The organism is Streptomyces sp. NPDC058620, assembly GCF_042717135.1.
Classification (GTDB): Bacteria; Actinomycetota; Actinomycetes; order Streptomycetales; family Streptomycetaceae; genus Streptomyces.
Genome location: NZ_JBHXQO010000012.1, coordinates 72,896 through 89,038, shown reverse-complemented (window position 1 = coordinate 89,038; position 16,143 = coordinate 72,896). Strand labels below are relative to the sequence as shown.

At 72.4% G+C, this 16,143-nt stretch carries 14 protein-coding genes; 8 read left to right on the top strand and 6 right to left on the bottom strand.

Annotated elements, in window-relative coordinates; genetic code table 11:
- Positions 1-53: 53 nt before the first annotated feature.
- From ACFWSK_RS14895 to ACFWSK_RS14885, 3 genes are read right to left on the bottom strand one after another with little or no spacing between them, the layout of a single operon-like run.
- On the bottom strand, positions 54-1,343 hold the full coding sequence (locus ACFWSK_RS14895; protein ID WP_383785102.1) for a hypothetical protein: 1,290 nt from the start codon (positions 1,341-1,343) through the stop codon (positions 54-56).
- Positions 1,340-2,155: a hypothetical protein gene (locus ACFWSK_RS14890; protein ID WP_383785098.1), complete on the bottom strand. Its 816-nt coding sequence runs from the start codon at positions 2,153-2,155 to the stop codon at positions 1,340-1,342. The genes ACFWSK_RS14895 and ACFWSK_RS14890 overlap by 4 nt, the downstream gene beginning before the upstream one ends.
- Positions 2,152-4,293 (bottom strand): right-handed parallel beta-helix repeat-containing protein, encoded by a 2,142-nt coding sequence (locus ACFWSK_RS14885; protein ID WP_383785096.1) that lies wholly within the window; start codon positions 4,291-4,293, stop codon positions 2,152-2,154. The genes ACFWSK_RS14890 and ACFWSK_RS14885 overlap by 4 nt, the downstream gene beginning before the upstream one ends.
- A gap of 148 nt (positions 4,294-4,441) precedes the next feature.
- On the opposite strand from ACFWSK_RS14885, the gene hmgA reads away from it, so the two are divergent.
- From hmgA to ACFWSK_RS14870, 3 genes are all read left to right on the top strand, one after another.
- Positions 4,442-5,779, top strand: a complete 1,338-nt coding sequence (gene hmgA, locus ACFWSK_RS14880; RefSeq protein WP_383785094.1) for a homogentisate 1,2-dioxygenase — start codon at positions 4,442-4,444, stop codon at positions 5,777-5,779.
- A 48-nt stretch (positions 5,780-5,827) separates the two neighbouring features.
- Positions 5,828-6,604 carry a GntR family transcriptional regulator gene (locus ACFWSK_RS14875; RefSeq protein WP_383785091.1) on the top strand — a complete coding sequence of 259 codons (777 nt, stop codon included), beginning with the start codon at positions 5,828-5,830 and terminating at the stop codon, positions 6,602-6,604.
- Between the two features lie 66 nt (positions 6,605-6,670).
- The gene (locus ACFWSK_RS14870; RefSeq protein WP_383785088.1) at positions 6,671-7,915 is read left to right on the top strand and encodes a type ISP restriction/modification enzyme; all 1,245 of its coding nucleotides are present in this window, start codon (positions 6,671-6,673) and stop codon (positions 7,913-7,915) included.
- A 7-nt stretch (positions 7,916-7,922) separates the two neighbouring features.
- Here the strand turns inward: ACFWSK_RS14870 and ACFWSK_RS14865 are convergent, their stop codons facing one another.
- A complete protein-coding gene (locus tag ACFWSK_RS14865; protein ID WP_383785086.1) occupies positions 7,923-8,633 on the bottom strand; it encodes a TetR/AcrR family transcriptional regulator in 711 nt (236 codons plus the stop codon).
- Positions 8,634-8,695: 62 nt separating this feature from the next.
- On the opposite strand from ACFWSK_RS14865, the gene ACFWSK_RS14860 reads away from it, so the two are divergent.
- The 3 genes from ACFWSK_RS14860 (at position 8,696) to ACFWSK_RS14850 (ending at position 11,739) form a co-directional block, all read left to right on the top strand.
- Entirely contained in the window at positions 8,696-9,667 is a 972-nt protein-coding gene (locus ACFWSK_RS14860) for an ATP-binding cassette domain-containing protein (RefSeq protein WP_383785082.1), read from the top strand.
- A gap of 71 nt (positions 9,668-9,738) precedes the next feature.
- On the top strand, positions 9,739-10,491 hold the full coding sequence (locus ACFWSK_RS14855) for an ABC transporter permease (protein WP_383785342.1): 753 nt from the start codon (positions 9,739-9,741) through the stop codon (positions 10,489-10,491).
- A 51-nt stretch (positions 10,492-10,542) separates the two neighbouring features.
- Positions 10,543-11,739 carry a CaiB/BaiF CoA transferase family protein gene (locus tag ACFWSK_RS14850; protein WP_383785079.1) on the top strand — a complete coding sequence of 399 codons (1,197 nt, stop codon included), beginning with the start codon at positions 10,543-10,545 and terminating at the stop codon, positions 11,737-11,739.
- Positions 11,740-11,784: 45 nt separating this feature from the next.
- Here ACFWSK_RS14850 and ACFWSK_RS14845 read toward each other — a convergent pair whose 3' ends face one another.
- Positions 11,785-12,048 (bottom strand): hypothetical protein, encoded by a 264-nt coding sequence (locus ACFWSK_RS14845; protein ID WP_173311906.1) that lies wholly within the window; start codon positions 12,046-12,048, stop codon positions 11,785-11,787.
- A gap of 273 nt (positions 12,049-12,321) precedes the next feature.
- On the opposite strand from ACFWSK_RS14845, the gene ACFWSK_RS14840 reads away from it, so the two are divergent.
- Positions 12,322-14,010 (top strand): serine/threonine-protein kinase, encoded by a 1,689-nt coding sequence (locus ACFWSK_RS14840; protein WP_383785076.1) that lies wholly within the window; start codon positions 12,322-12,324, stop codon positions 14,008-14,010.
- Between the two features lie 19 nt (positions 14,011-14,029).
- On the opposite strand, the gene ACFWSK_RS14835 is transcribed toward ACFWSK_RS14840, so the two are convergent.
- The gene (locus tag ACFWSK_RS14835; RefSeq protein WP_383785073.1) at positions 14,030-14,836 is read right to left on the bottom strand and encodes an SGNH/GDSL hydrolase family protein; all 807 of its coding nucleotides are present in this window, start codon (positions 14,834-14,836) and stop codon (positions 14,030-14,032) included.
- Between the two features lie 196 nt (positions 14,837-15,032).
- Here ACFWSK_RS14835 and ACFWSK_RS14830 point away from each other — a divergent pair, with 196 nt between their 5' ends.
- The gene (locus tag ACFWSK_RS14830; RefSeq protein WP_383785070.1) at positions 15,033-16,127 is read left to right on the top strand and encodes a DUF5925 domain-containing protein; all 1,095 of its coding nucleotides are present in this window, start codon (positions 15,033-15,035) and stop codon (positions 16,125-16,127) included.
- Positions 16,128-16,143 lie beyond the last annotated feature (16 nt).

Genomic DNA, 16,143 nt, shown 5'->3' with positions numbered 1-16,143 from the left:
CTCCGGGGTGGTCTCCGGGGTGGGTCTCCGAAGTGGCCGTGGCCGCCGGCCCGTCAGGCGATGAGCAGGGTCAGCCCTCCGATGGTGTACGCGATCATCAGGATGAGCAACGGCAGTTGCCCCGCGACGGCCCGGCCGGGCGGGAACAGCCGGACGGACCGGTCGTGCGCGGCGACGACGCCGAGGACGTGCCCGAGGACGACGGCGGACACCTGGAGGACGGCGAGGCCGCCCGGCCCCAGCGGCGGTTCGGGCACGGATGGATGGCCGGCGCCGAGCGACAGCATGACCGTGCGTGGCCCCTCGGTGACCAGGAGCGTGAAGTAGTGGGCGACGAGATAGCCCAGGGCGATGGGCACGAGTGAGTGGGCGAAAGCGGTGAGGGGGTGCGGCAGGGGTCCGCAGATCGCTCGGGTGGCTCCGGCACACAGGGCGTAGAGAGCGGCGACGAGGGCGACGGCGCCGAGCAGTCCGAGGGTGCCGGCGGCGGTACGGCCGAGGGGCGAGGTCTGGACGGCGGAAATCCAGGACGGGGCGTCGGAGAAGCCGTCGTACGCGGTGGAGCCGAGCAGGACACAGACGGTGGCCACGAGCCCGGGAGCCTGGGGGACGGCGTCGAGCCCGTTGAAGGGGGAGCGCAGGACGAGGCGGCGGTCGGCCGGGCGGCGGCCGAGCGGGGACAGCCGGGCGAGCAGGCCGGAGTAGACCTCGAAGGCATCGGCGTGGTCGAACCAGCGGGAGCCGTGGCGGGCGGCGCCCGCCAGCTGGCACGCGGCGTGGAGGGCGAGGAAGAGGAGGAGGGCACGTCTCGACGCGGGTTCGGGGGCGACGAGTTCGAGCCAGGTGAAGGCGAGCAGCCCGACGGCGGCCGGCCACAGGCCGAGGTACGCGGGCAGGGGGCGGCCCGCGCCGGGATCGCGGCCGCGTACCCGGCAGAGGAGGAGGTGGAGGGTGCGCAGGGGGTTGAGCAGGCGCCAGACGGGGCCGAGGAGCAGGGACGCGGGGACGAGCCCGACCCACAGGAGTACGTAGACCGTGCCCGCGGCCGGATTGCGCTCCGGGTCGTCCGGGCCGAGCAGGAGGTGGCCCAGTACGAACAGGGCGGCGGCCAGGCCGAGTCCGCGCGCCGCGGTCCGGGCCGGGCGGGCGTCGGCGAGGCGCTGGAGGAGGGCGGGAAGCGGCCGGCCGGCCTCGTCACCACGGAAGCGGGAGGCGGACCAGAGCAGGCCGAGTGCGAGGAAGGAGACGAAGAGCGCCGTGAAGGCGCCGGCGAAGGCGTAGAAGGGGGACAGCGGCAGGTCGTGCCGGGAGCCGACACCGTGGGCGAGGACGCCGCCCTTCACCGGACGGCGAGTTGGGTCAGGAGCAGTCCGGACTCGTGCGTCTCGACCTCGAAGAGCCCGGTGCGGTCGGCGGTGACGGTGAGGGTGACGGTTCTGCCCGCGGGCAGCCGGACCTCTTTGTCGTAGCCGTGGACATGGAGGGTGTCGGCCCGGTCGCTGCGGACCCGGAGCGCGATGCGGTCGCCCTTCCTCACCTCGGTGCGGCCGGGAGCGGGACGGACCGTGCCGCGGACGACCTCGATGCCGAGCGTCCGGTCCGCGGCCTCGGTGGGAGTGGGGGCGGGGGTCCCGGTGGTGCCGGTGGCGCCTGTGGTGAGGGGGATGGTGGCCTGGACCGGCTTTCCGCCGACGGCCCAGGCGGTGTGGTCGTCGGCGTACAGCCGGGCGGTGAGGGAGCCGGAACCGCCGCGGACGAGGGTGGCGGGCAGGTGGTGCCACGCGCCGTACGTCCGTGCCAGGGGGCGGCCGTCGAGGAACAGACGGGCGTGGCCGCGCCCGGGCAGGGCCGCGCCGCCCACGCTGTCGGGGGTGAAGCGGAAGTTGCGGACGGACAGGTGGAGATTCCAGCCGTCCTCGGTGTCGGGCCGGGCCGAGAGCGTCACCCCGGGGGCACCGGCCGCGGCCACCTGACGCAGCCGGTGCCCGGTTCCGTCCTCGGCGGCGAGCAGCCGGCCCACGCTCCCGTCTGCCTGCTCGTGGCTGGTGCCGGGCTTGTGATGCGTCGTGGGCCGCCCGCCACAGCCACCGGCGCCCAGCACGAGCCCGGCGGCGAGGAGGAGGACGAGGGCACCCCGTCCGGGGGTGCGCCTCACGAAGGCTCCCCCTCGGCGACGCCCGCGCCGGGGCGCGCACCATCCTCGTCCGCTCCCGCGCCGCCCGCGCCATCCTCGTCCGCTCCCGCGACGCCCGCGCCATCCACACGCTCCGCGCCGCCGTCAGCGCCCGTATCGTCGCTCGTCCTGCCCCCGCGTGCCGCGGCGGCCACCGCCCAGAGCACCCAGACCACGCCGAGCAGCGTGCGGAGCCACGCGGGGCTCAGGGGAATCCACGGGATCATCAGGACCGCCTTGTCGAAGGCGTCGAGCAGGGTCAGGGCGCCCAGCACCACGGTGGTCCAGCCCAGGCCGGGCCGTTCGTGCCGCAGGACGAGGCCGATGCCGGTCCATCCCACGCCGGTCACCAGGAGCGCCACGGCGGGCAGGTACGAGGAGGTGAGGCCCATCGTCGATCCGGCCACGTCCAGCGCGAGACCGATCGCGCCCAGCACTGCCGCCGCGGTGCCCACGCGGCTGTGGCGCAGTCTGCGCCACCACAGCACCCCGCCCACCAGCGTGAGTACCACCGCGACGCCCAGGGCCGCCTGTACCTCGACGCGCTCGATGCCCCGGGCCCCGTACCAGTCGCAGCCGGCCGGCAGCCGTCGCGCCTGCACGTTGTAGTCGGCGCAGACCAGCAGTTGGGCGAGTTTCACCGGTTCGCCGGCCAGCCGGTCCGTGCCGCCGGACACCGCGCCGCGCTCCTTGCCGCACTCGGGCAGGGTGCGCGGCGTCGCGGCCCCGGTCCCGGGCTGCCAGCAGTTGCCCTCGCCCTGGCCGTCCCACCACACGTCGGTGCGGTTGGGCCGGGCCTTGCCGTTCCTGTCGGTGCCGAGGTGGTTTCCGGCGTACCGGTTGTGGTGCGAGGTGTCGGTCTGCTTGGACAGCGCCTCCTCGCCCCGGATGAAGGCGGGGGCCGCGCTCAGGAAGAAGGCGGCGCGCTGGTGCCCGTAGATCCAGTTGTTCTCGTAGAGGTTCCAGTTGCCGCCCGCGGTGATGATGCCGGTGCCCGGCGGCATGGAGATCTGCGGACAGACCACGCCTTCCTCGTAACCGCGCTCGACGGGCGGCTTGGCGCAGGTGCCGTCGGCGACGTAGGGGTAGTAGTCGGCGTTGTTGTCGTGGATCAGATTGCGCTCGAAGCGGGCGTGGTTCTGCGGCAGCCCGGGGTGCCCGGGGAAGGCGCTGTCCATCGACGCGCCGCCCATGTTGTGGTCGAACTCGTTGTCGTGGACGTAGACCGAGTCGCCCGCCGTGCCCGAGTAGCCGACCATGTTGTGGTGGCTGCGGCAGCCGGTGATCTCGATGGCGTAGCGCGGCACCTCGTAGCCCCGTGCGGTGTTGATGTCGGACGCGCTGCCGGGGTAGATGCCGGAGTCGCCGTTCCCGTACGACTCGCAGTTCTTGTACAGCCCGTGGTCGCTGGCGAAGGTCAGGAAGCCGTACTCGTCGTTCCAGCGGGTGAGTACGTCGTCGATGACGAAGCCGTCCTGGGCCAGGACGTACAGGGAGTTGAACGTGGTCCGCTGCGCGGTGAAGTTCTTGAAGTAGATTCCGTCGGACTTGTCGGCGCGGACCGCGTTGAGCTTCTGGTACTTGGCGTCGATGACGACGTCCGTGCGCGTGGCGCCCGTGCCCTCGATCTGGAGGTTCTTCTTGCCGAGGATCGCGACCAGGTTCTGGTTGTGCGGGCACTGCTTCTGCTGGGCGTAGCTGAGGATCTGGTAACCGAGCTGCGATTCGGGGGCCTTCAGCCGGGCGCAGGCGCCGGCCGGATCCGTGAGCGAGGGCTCCTCCTCGTACAGGCCGGGCAGGATCGCGATGTTCACGCCGGGCCGGGCGACCGCGTCGACGGCCTGCTGGAGGTGCCGGTAGCCGGACTCCAGGCAGCGGTCGAACAGCTCCAGGTTCCGGGCCTTCAGGGGCGCCGGGAAGCCGGATATCCGCCGTTCGAAGTCGGCCCGGCCGCTCTTGCAGACCAGCAGATCGGGTTCGCCCGTGCGGTGGACGGGAACACTGCCGGTTCCGTCGGGCAGGGTGACGGGACGTTCCTCGTGCGCCTGGGCGGCTGGGGCCGTCAGAAGCGCGGCGGCGAGGGCCGCCAGAACCACCAGAAGTCTTCGTGTCCACGACATGTGCCGGAGAGTAGAGCAATGTTCAGCTTTTGGAACCCCCCTGCGCACGACGAATGCCGTTGACGCGGCCTGTTCCGATTCCTACGGTTGACCATAGGATTCATCGTCCACGGGGTCCAAGGGACTCCGAACGCACCGGGAGCGCATCATGAGCGGCATCGAGCAGGCGAGGAAGACGGCGGAGGGACTTGCGTACTCCACCGGTTTCGGCAATGAGCACAGCTCCGAGGCGGTCCCGGGTGCCCTGCCGCTCGGCCGCAACTCACCGCAGCGCGCGCCGCTCGGGCTGTACGCGGAGCAGCTGAGCGGTTCGGCCTTCACCGAACCGCGGGCCCACAACCGCCGCTCCTGGCTCTACCGCATCCGCCCCTCGGCCGCCCATCCGCCGTTCGTCCGCACCGACAACGGAGCGGTGCGCTCCGCACCCTTCACCGAGACGGTCCCCGACCCCAACCGGCTGCGCTGGGACCCCCTCCCCGACCCCGCGCCCGGCACCGACTTCCTGGCCGGCCTGTGGACGCTGGGGGGCAACGGCGACGCCACCCAGCGCACCGGCATGGCCGTGCACCTCTACCACGCCGACTCCTCCATGACGGACCGCGTGTTCAGCGACTCCGACGGGGAGCTGCTGATCGTCCCGGAGCGCGGGGCCCTGCTGATCCGCACCGAACTGGGCCTGCTGCGCGCCGCACCCGGTGAGGTGGCGCTCATCCCCCGCGGTGTCCGCTTCCGCGTCGACCTGCTCGACGCCACCGCACGCGGCTACGTCTGCGAGAACTACGGCCAGCCGTTCGTCCTCCCCGACCTCGGCCCGATCGGCGCCAACGGTCTCGCCAACGCGCGGGACTTCCGGGCGCCGGTCGCGGCGTACGAGGACGACGGGGACGCGGGACGCCCGGTCGAGGTCATCAACAAGTTCTGCGGGAACCTCTGGTCGGCGACGTACGACCACTCGCCGCTCGACGTCGTCGCCTGGCACGGCAACCACGTGCCGTACGTCTACGATCTGCGCCGGTTCAATGTGATCGGCTCCATCAGCTACGACCACCCCGATCCGTCGGTCTTCACCGTGCTGACCTCGCCGTCGGACACCGCCGGTCTCGCCGGTGTGGACTTCGTCGTCTTCGCGCCGCGCTGGCTGGTCGGCGAGGACACCTTCCGTCCGCCGTACTTCCACCGCAATGTGATGAGCGAGTACATGGGCCTGATCGAGGGCGCGTACGACGCCAAGTCGGCGGGGAAGGGCGGGTTCGTGGCGGGCGGGGGCTCGCTGCACAACATGATGTCGGCGCACGGTCCCGACCGCGAGACCTTCGACCGGGCGAGCGCGGCCGAGCTGAAGCCGCAGAAGATCGACGACGGTCTCGCGTTCATGTTCGAGACGCGCTGGCCGGTCACGGCGACCGGCCAGGCGGCGGGCGCGGGTCATCTCCAGCGCGGCTACGACGACGTGTGGCAGGGTCTGAGCCGCAACTTCCGGCCGTAGGAGAGCTCTCCCGGACCGGCCGCAGCACAGAGACTCCAGGTGAACCGGATGAATCAGGTGAACGAGGTGAATCACACGCCCGCCTTTGCTCCCGACTCACTGGTCCTGAACCGGAAACTCCCCCTGTGGTACCAGGTCTCGCAGTCCCTGCGGGCGTCGATACTGGGCCGCCCGCAGGACGCCTCCCTGCGGCTGCCCACCGAGGAACAGCTCGCCGGGCACTACGGCGTCAGCGTCCTCACGATGCGCCAGGCCCTCAAGGAACTGGAGACGGAGGGCCTGATCAGCAGGCACCGGCGGCGCGGCACGTTCATCGAGCCGCGGGCCCGGCGCGTCTCGCCGGTCCGGCTGCTGGGTTCGATCGACGCGATCGTCGCCCAGCAGTCGGGCGAGCGGACGACCGTCCTCGGACACGGTCCGGCCGCCGTGCCGGGGGACCTCGCCGAGTTCTTCCCGGGGTGCACCGAGGTGGTGAACTACCGGCGGCTGCGCTGCGACGGAGAGACGGGTGAGCCGACGAACTGGGCGGAGAACGCCCTGCGCCCCGAGATCGCCGAAGGGCTCGACGTGGCCGATCTCGAACGGTGGCCGATGACCAAGGTGCTCCGCGACACCCTGGGGGTACGCATCTCCCGGATCACGGACACCGTCGAGGCGCGCCTGGCCGACCCGGTCACCGCCGAGCTCCTCCAAGTGCCCCTGCTCAGCCCGATCCTCCACTACACGGGCGTGACGTACGACGAGAGCGGCCGGGTGGTGGACGTGGCCCGCATCCGCTACCGGGGCGACCGCTTCTCCTTCTCGGTGACGGTCGAAGCGCACTGACCCGCCGCACGGGTGCGCCGTTACGATGCCGGGGGCGGCGGACCTGGTGACGGGGAGGACGACACGGTGGCAGCGCGGGTGGCGGCCGGAGCCGGCGGGGACGACGAGGACGTACCGCTGCTCGACGAGCTGATGCCGTGGTCGGTACGGCCGCTGCGGACGGGCCGGCCATGGGTGACGGCCCCCGACAGGGCGACGCTCAGGGCCCGTTGGGACCTGCTGGTCCGGGCCGAGGGCGCGGAGCAGGACCGGCTGTTCCGGCCGAGCCGTCTGCGTACGCCTCGTACGGCGGTCGCCGCACTGCCGGGCCAGGCCACCGCGACGGGCAGGTTCGCCCGGGAGCCGGGTCCGTACCCGGAACCGGTGCGGATCCTGCACGGACCGTTCGACGAGCAGTGGCTGATCCCCGACCACCGGCTGATCGACGCGGCCCGCCCCGAGCTGTGGCGGGTGGCGGACGCGCACCAGCTCTTCGCCGTCGAGCACGGCCACGTACCGCGGGCGGGCGGTCCCGCCCTGTCCGTGACGGCGCTGCTGCCCGACGGCCACTCCCCCGCGGGCCGCCCCGGCCGCGTTCGTCCGCTCCACCGGCGGCCCGGCGGCCGCGAGCCCAATCTGGCGCCCGGCCTGCTCGGCCTGCTGCGCGCGCGGTACGGCGACTCCGGCGGGCGCGAGGTCACCGCGGAAGCCGTCCTCGCGTGGTCGCTCGCCGTCGCCCGGCCCTCGCCCGCCGGGTGCCGCGTACCGCTGCCCGCCGACCCTGCGCTCTGGTCGGCCGGGGTCGGGACGGGCCGGGAGCTCCTGCGCCTCCAGGTACGGGGTGCGCGAGGCGGGGAGCGCCCCCGGCTGCCGGGTGGCCGCCGCCCCTATGTGCGCGCCGCCGTGCCACCGCGGCCGGCCACGCTGCACTACGACCCGGACACCGAGGTGCTGAGCCTCGACGAAGGGCGCATCTCGCCCGTTCCCGCCGGGGCCTGGGAGTTCCTGGTGGACGGGGTACGGATGCTGGAGCTCTGGTTCGAGCGCCGCACGGCGTCGCCCGGGGGCGAGGGCCTGGAAGCGGTGCGCCCGCGTGAGTGGCCGCAGGAGTGGACCTCTGAGCTGCTCGAACTGATCACCGTGCTCGCGCTTCTCGACGGCCTCGGCCCCCGGCAGGAGGCGTTGCGCGACCGGCTCGCCGAGGCCCCGGCACTCTCGCGCGGCGAACTGCGGGCGGCCGGGATTCTGCCGGTCCCGGCGGGCGCCCGCCGACCCGCCTCCGTACTCGGCCACCAGGAGGAGGGCCCGGAAGGGCAGTTCGCGCTGCTGTGACCGGTCCCTACGAGCCGAACGAGCCCAGCACCCTGCCCAGGGCCCGTTCGAAGAACACGTCCAAATCTGCCGGTCCGGGGTCCTCGGCGAATCCGGCCGCCATCCGCGGGTACTTCCCGGTGGAGATCTGACTGACCAGATAGCTGGTGCGGGCGGCCTTCTCCTGCTCCTCGGTCCACGGCAGGGACCTGCTGTGCTCCGCCGTGGCGATCTCGTTGGCCACGAACGTGGTGACCACGCCCTGCACGAGGGCGATCAGCTCCATCTTCTCGCCGAACGGCACGTCGAGCCCGTCCAGGAGGCTCAGCTCGTGCTCCAGGAAGGCCAGCACGTTCGGGCTGAAGCCGTAGACGCCCGACATCAGGCCCGGCACCCAGGGGTGGCGTTGCATCAGCGCGCGTGTCTGGTGGGCCATCGCGACGACGGCGGCCCGCCAGTCCGCCGAGGGCGGGGCCGTCAGGTCGTACTCGGCGCTGATGGCGTCGACCATCAGCTCCAGCAGGTCCTCCTTGCGCGGCACGTAGTTGTACAGCGACATCGTGCCGCAGCCGATCTCCGCCGCCACCTTCCGCATCGACACCGCGTCGATGCCTTCGGCGTCGGCGATGCGCACGGCGGCTGCCGCGATGTCGGCCCTGCTGAAAGCCGGTTTGGGACCACGGCCCGCACGTTCGGGACGGGCCCAGATCACTTCGGGTACAGCGGGTCGCCCCACCATCGATCACCACCTCACCTCCATCCTAGTTACGTACACCGTACGTAGTGCGGTACGGTGAGCACATGACTACTACGTACGCTGTACTTAGTGAGGGTCTGGAGAAGGGCTACGGGGACGTCCACGCGCTGCGCGGACTCGACCTCGCCGTGGCCGAAGGCACCGTCTGCGGCGTGCTGGGGCCCAACGGCGCAGGCAAGACGACGGCCGTCCGCGTGCTCACGACCCTGACCTCGCCCGACGGCGGGAGCGCCAGGATCGCGGGCCACGACGTGGTCCGCGAGGCCGCCGCCGTGCGCGGCGTGATCGGTGTCACCGGGCAGTACGCCTCGGTCGACGGCGATCTCACCGGCCGGCAGAACCTGCGCCTCTTCGCCCGGCTGCTCCGCTTCCACGGCGGGGCCGGCCGCGCCCGCGCCGACGCACTCCTCGAACGCTTCGAGCTGACCGACGCCGCCGACCGGCCCGCCCACACCTACTCCGGCGGCATGCGCCGGCGCCTCGACCTCGCCGCCAGTCTCCTCACCCGCCCCCAGGTCCTCTTCCTCGACGAGCCGACCACCGGGCTCGACCCGCAGAGCCGCAACCAGATCTGGGCCGCCGTGCGTGAGCTCGCGGACCGGGGCACCACCGTCCTGCTCACCACGCAGTACCTGGAGGAGGCCGACCGGCTGGCCGACGACATCGTGCTCGTCGACCACGGCAGGGCGGCCCACCGCGGGACCCCCGCCGAACTCAAGGCACGCATCGGGAGTTACGCGGAAGTCGTCGTCGCCCACGCCTCGGCACTCACCGCGGCCGCGGGCGTGCTGGACCAGCTGACCGGAACCGAACCGGTACTCGACCCCGAGCACCGTACGGTCGGCGCCGTCACGACCGACTCCACCCTCACCCTGCCGCGCATCGTCCGCGAACTGGACGCCGCGGGCGTGCCCGTGATCGACGCGAGTCTGCGACCGCCGACGCTCGACGAGGTGTTCCTCCGCCTCACCGCACGCGGCCCCAGCGGCAACCAACTGAAGGAGCAGGCAGCATGAGCGCCACCGCCCTGGTCGCCGAGCACAACCCGGCACCCGCCACCGGCACCCTGATCGCCGACAGCCTGGCCATGACCGGCCGCCATCTGCAGCGGCTCAAGGCTTCTCCCGGCATTCTGATCCTGACCCAGACCATGCCGATCACGATGCTGCTGTTCTTCGGCTACGTCTTCGGCAGCGCCCTGGCCATGCCGGGCCAGGAGTACCGCGCCTTCCTGGTGCCCGGCCTCGTCGCCGCGACGGCCGCCAACGGAATCATGATCGGGATGTTCGCGGCGGCACAGGACTGCGACCGCGGGGTGATGGACCGCTTCCGCACGCTGCCCATGAGCCGGGCCGCCGTGCCGCTCGGGGCCAACACCGCCGACATGCTGACCACGGCGCTGGGCCTGATTCCCCTGATGCTGGTCGGCCTCGCCGTGGGCTGGCGCATCGAGGGCGGCTGGGCTCCGGCGCTCGGCGCGTTCGGTCTGCTGATCCTCTTCCGGTTCGCGACGTCCTGGGTGGGCTACTTCCTCGGCCTGGTCGTCAGGAAGGAGGAGGCCGCCGGACAGCTGGGCAGCGCGACCTTCATCCTGCCGCTGCTCTCCAGCGCGTACGTCCCGACGGACGACCAGCCGGGGTGGCTGCGCACCGTCACCGAATGGAACCCGATCAGCGCCATGGCCACGGCCACCCGCGATCTCTTCGGCAACGCGGCTCCGGCCGCCGACGCCGCCTGGCCGGTCGCCCACCCGGTCGCGGGCACCCTGGCCTGGTGCGCGGTCATGCTCATCGTGTTCGTACCGCTCACGGTGCGGCGGTACACGCGCGGCGGCGCCTGAGCCGGCCGTCCGGGGATGACAAAGCCGCTGGATACACGGTATGCACGGCGCATGAGCACTCAGCCCCTCCCCCTCGACGGCGTGACCGTCGTCGCCGTCGAGCAGGCCGTAGCGGCCCCCTTCGCCACCCGGCAGCTGGCCGACCTCGGCGCAAGGGTCATCAAGATCGAGCGCCCTGACGGCGGCGACTTCGCCCGCGGTTACGACACGGCGGCCCGGGGGCTCGCCTCCCACTTCGTCTGGTGCAACCGCGGGAAGGAGTCCGTGGCCATCGACCTCAAGGACCCGCGCGGCCTCGCCGTGGTGCGCCAACTGGTCGGGGAAGCGGATGTGTTCGTGCAGAACCTGGCCCAGGGCGCCGCCGCCCGGCTGGGCCTGGACGCCGCCACGCTCTGCGCCGGACATCCCCGCCTGGTGGCCGTCGACATCTCCGGATACGGGGCCGAGGGGCCGTACGCCCACAAGCGGGCCTACGACATGCTCGTCCAGTGCGAGGCGGGCCTGGTGTCGGTCACCGGCACTCCCGGGCAGCCGGTGAAGGCCGGGATTCCCGCGGCCGATATCGCGGCGGCGATGTACGCCTTCTCGGGCGTGCTCGCCGCCCTGCTGCGACGCGCCACCACCGGGCGCGGCGGGCCCGTGGAGGTCTCCATGCTGGACGCGCTGACCGAGTGGATGGGTCACCCGCTGCACCACGGGATGCACGGGGGCGGGTCCCCGGCCCGCACCGGCCTCGCACATTCCGTCATCGCGCCCTACGACGCCTATGCCACCGCGGACGGGGAACGCGTGCTGCTCTCCGTGCAGAACGACCGGGAGTGGCGCCGGCTGGCCGGACAGGTTCTGGAGCAACCGGAGTTGGCTGACGATCCCGCCTTCGCCACCAACGCGGCCAGGACCGCGAACCGGGAGCGGACCGACGCGGTGGTGGCGCGTGCGCTGGGGGTCCTGACCGGGAAGGAGGCGCTCGCGGCGCTGGACGCGGCGGGAATCGCCTGCGCCCGGCTCAACACCGTCGCCGACGTCGCGGCACATCCCCAGCTGGCCGCCCGGGACCGGTGGCGGGAAGTGGAGTCACCGGTGGGGGCGTTGCGCGCGCTGCTGCCGCCCATCACGCTGCCGGGCGGGGCGGAGCCGCGGATGGGCGCCGTACCGGCGCTGGGAGAACACACCGACGCAACCCTGCGGGCCCTGGGGATGACGGACGAGCAGACAGCAGCGCTGCGCCGGGACGGTGTGATCGCCTGATCCGCCCCGAGCGGCGGGCCGGATCAGTGGTGACATGCCGTCGGGTCAGCGGCGGCTGCCGAAGAGCGAGCGCCGCAGTCGCCGCAGCGGGGCGAAGAGCGAGACACGCGCGCTCCTGCTCCGGCGGGTGTGCGCGGCGTCGCGCGAGGTCAGTTCACGCATCAGCAGCGTCGCTTCCGCCGACTCGCGCTGCGGGACGGCGGGGCCGCCGAGCACTGCGAGATGGCGGTCGAGGCGCGAACTTGTCGCACTGCTCCCACACGTGATGGCAGGCACACGCGGCCTGCTGCGCACCGTTATCTGTTCCATGTCACTCCCCACCCGTACGAGGGCACCCGGCCCGGGCAGGTTAACCCTATCGCCCCTCGGCGGCACTCGTGTATCCCGGGCGGAGGATTGCGCACACGTATACGGAGGTTGACGACCAGTTACCGAATCCAGCCGATTCCAGGGCGAGTTGGACATGTCGGTGGTCGGTGCCGTCAGGGCCGCCTCGCACAAGGGGGCATCGCGGAGGCCGGGTTGAGCTAACTTGGAAGGGTTTCGCCGTGCCGCCGCCGCCACTGCTGATGGGGGATCACCGTGAGCGAAGTGCCGGGCAACGACCGAATGATCGCGGGGCGCTACCGCCTGCTGGGCCCCCTGGGCGAGGGCGGGATGGGCGTCGTGTGGCGGGCACGCGACGAAGTGCTGGGGCGCGAGGTCGCCGTGAAGGAGGTCCGGGCACCCGCCGGGCTCCCCGGGCCGGACGTACAGCGCCTCTACGCCCGCCTCGAACGGGAGGCATGGGCCGCGGCCCGGATCTCGCACCGCAATGTCGTCACCGTCTACGACGTGGCCACCGAGGACGCGCGGCCGTGGATCGTGATGGAGCTGATCCGGGGGCTGTCCCTCTCCGAAGTGCTGGACGCCGAGGGCCCCATGCCGCCGCAGCGGGCCGCGCGCATCGGCGCGGAGGTCCTGGCGGCCCTGCGCAGCGCCCACGGCTCCGGGGTGCTGCACCGCGACGTGAAACCGGGCAACGTCCTTCTCGCCAATGACGGCCGGGTGGTGCTGACCGACTTCGGCATCGCCACGGTGGAGGGCTCGTCCGCCCTCACCATGACGGGCGAACTGATCGGCTCCCCCGAATTCCTCGCTCCGGAACGCGCGCTGGGGCGCACGCCGGGGCCCGCCTCGGATCTCTGGTCGCTCGGAGTGCTTCTGTACGCCGCGACGGAGGGTAACTCCCCATTCCGTCAGAACACCCCGCTGAGCACGCTGCGGGCCGTGGTCGACGAGGAGCTGCCGCCGCCCCGGAGGGCGGGTGCTCTCGCGCCGGTCATCGAGGGCCTCCTGCGCAAGGACCCGGCCGAGCGGCCGAGCGCCGGGGAGGCCGAGCGGCAGCTGCGGACCGTGGCGGCCGGTGGCGGCCGGACGGCGGCGGGCACCGCGGCGGCCGGCCCGTCGAGCCCGACCGTGACGGCGGGAACGCCGCTGCCGGGCTCAGGAACGCACCCGGCAGTCACGCCCGTGCCCCGTCCGCCCGCACCCCGTCCACCCGGAACCCCGCCTCCCTGGACCCCGCCTCCCGGTAGCGCGCCCACCGCCGGCCCGCGCCGGGCCGGTGCCGCGGCGGCCCTGGGGGTCGCGGTGCTGCTGGCGGTGGGCGGGGTCGTCTGGGCGCTCGCGGACGGCGACGAGAAGGAACCGGGAATCAAGGGCGCGGGCAGGACGGCGGGGGCGACGAGCAGCGCTCCGGCCCCGGCCACGAACGCTCCGGACAAGCAGGCCGCGAGCTCCCCCGCGAAGCCTGCCGCGAGCACGCGGCAGGGCGGCGGGCGGACGGACGGGGGCAACGGCCACGGCGGGGCCACGGAGCGGCCGCAGTCGGTGACGGTGTACCTGAGCGCGGTGCGCGGCAGTTACGAGGGCGGCTGCCCGCCGCCGGAGGGCCTCGCGCCGGCGGTCACCGCGACCGTCACCGTGGGACGCACGCCGGCGACGGTCGAGTACCGCTGGGCGCTCAAGGAGGGCACGGGCTCCGACCCGGGCTGGAAGTCCCTGGAGTTCGCCGCGGGCGACAGGGAACCGAAGCAGGTCTCCCACACGGAACTGACGTATCAGCAGGACGGGACGCCCGGGGGCACGTACCGGGGAACGATCGTGCTTGAGGTCCGCTCCCCCGTCGCGGTGACGTCGAACGGTGTGGAGTTCTCGGTGACCTGCGAGCGGGAGACCCCGACGGACGGGGCCTCCCACCCGGCGGCCGAGGAGTCGGCCGGGGAGTGATCGAGCGGGGCGGGTGCGGTCAGGCGGCCGAGTTCAGGGCGGGCAGGTAGCCGCCCGACTGTCCGGCGGCGGTGGGGTGGTAGGACTCGCCGATGTTCAGCCAGTTCACGCTGTGCAGCCAGGCACTGCCGGAGCAGATCTCGTGGCCGGTGAAGGTCGGGGTGACGTCACCGAAGGTGAAGCCGTGGTTGGCGGCGCGCTTGGCGGTGGCCGTGTTGAGGTAGTCGGCGGCACTGTTGATGGCGGCGCGCTCGTTCTCGCTGAGACCGGCGAGGCAGCTGCCGCCGAGCTTGTAGAAGCGGGGGTAGCCGAGAACGACGACGTGGGCGGCCGGGGCCTTGGCGCTGATCGCCGAGTACACGGAGTCGAGCCTGGCGGGCAGGGTCGAGTCGACATAGGCACGGGCCGTGGCGACCCGGCTGAGGCAGGTGGCCTCCGACTGGAGGACACAGGTGGTCATGACGTCCGCGAAGCCCGCGTCATTGCCGCCGATGGATATCGAGACCAGGTCGGTCGAGGAGTTCAGCGGCCCGAGCTGGCCGGCCGTCACGTCGTTCGTGCGGGCACCCGAGCAGGCGGTGAAGGCGAACGAGGTGGGCGAGTTGGCGGCGGCCCAGAGCGAGGGGTAGGCACGGGTGCTGCGCTTGCAGTCTCCGCTGGAGCTGATGTAGCTGCCGGCACCGACTCCGGAAGAGTACGAGTCGCCGAGTGCGACGTAGTCGACGGCCGCGGATTCCCCGGCCTGCGCGGCACCCGCGCCGGTCAGGGCGAGGACGGCACCGAAGAGGAGAGAGGACGAGAACGCCACGAGTCTGGACATTTTCATGGAACCTCCTTGAGCAGGGTTTCTGCCTACTCCGTGGTAGCAGTACCTCCGGCACTATTGGAAGTGTTCATGCCAAGAACGTTGGACGAGTGCTTCATGACGCCCCTCTGAGTCCGCGTCACCTCGGAGGAGGCGGACGGCACCGGCTGACGAAACCTGGGTGCACCGGGTGGTCGCGTGCCGGATCATGGACGCCATGTCTGCCAACCCCGAGTCCGCACTGCCGATCCGGCTGAATGTCGACGACAGCGATTCACCGGCCGATGTGGTCGACGCGCTGTTCCTCGGCCGCTTCGCGACGGGCGAGCAGCCGTACTCGCACAGTTCCTCGCTCGACCGCGTCAAGAAGGCGGCGACGCTGCTGCCCCCGGCCGCGACGGTGCTGCGGGCCGCCCGCGACGACGACCGGAGCGCCACGCTCGCCGAGGGCGAGGGATGGACGCTGCTGATATCCCGGTGGAACCGGGGTGCCGATGTCACGGTCACCGCGACCAGCCCCGAACTGGCCGAAAAGATCCTGGGGCAGGCGACGGACGGCGCCCAGGACGAACCCGAACCGCAGCCCGAGAACGTGACCATGGGCTTCTGGTACGTGTCCCCCCGCCGCGGTCCGCACCGCACCACCCGGCAGATCGCCGCCGGTACGTGGGAGGACGTCCGCCGCAACTACACGGCTCCGGTGGCCGATGCGATGGACCGGCTGATGAAGGTGACACCGGACGACATCGCGGGCCGTCTCCTCCTGCTGCACGGCCCGCCGGGCACGGGCAAGACCTCCGCGCTGCGCACGCTCGCCCGGTCCTGGCGGGACTGGTGCCAGGTGGACTGCGTGCTCGATCCGGAGCGGCTCTTCAACGACGTCGGCTATCTGATGGACATCGCGATCGGCGAGGACGACGGGACGTCCAGGGAGCGGTGGCGGCTGCTGCTCCTGGAGGACTGCGACGAGCTGATCCGCGGCGAGGCCAAGCACACGGCGGGCCAGGCGCTTTCGCGCCTTCTGAACCTGACGGACGGGCTGTTGGGCCAAGGCCGCAACGTACTGGTCGGGGTGACGACCAACGAGGACCTGGAGCGGCTCCACCCGGCGGTCGTCAGGCCCGGCCGCTGTCTGGCCCGGATCGAGGTGGGCGCGCTGACCCGCGAGGAGTCGGCCGGCTGGCTGGGCACGGAGGAAGGTCTGGGCAGGGAGGGCGCGACACTCGCCGAGCTGTACGCCCTGCGGCGCGGCAACGGGCCCGCGTCGGTACCGAAGCAGGACGTGGGCGCGGACTCGGGGCTGTATCTCTGACACGGCCTCTGACACG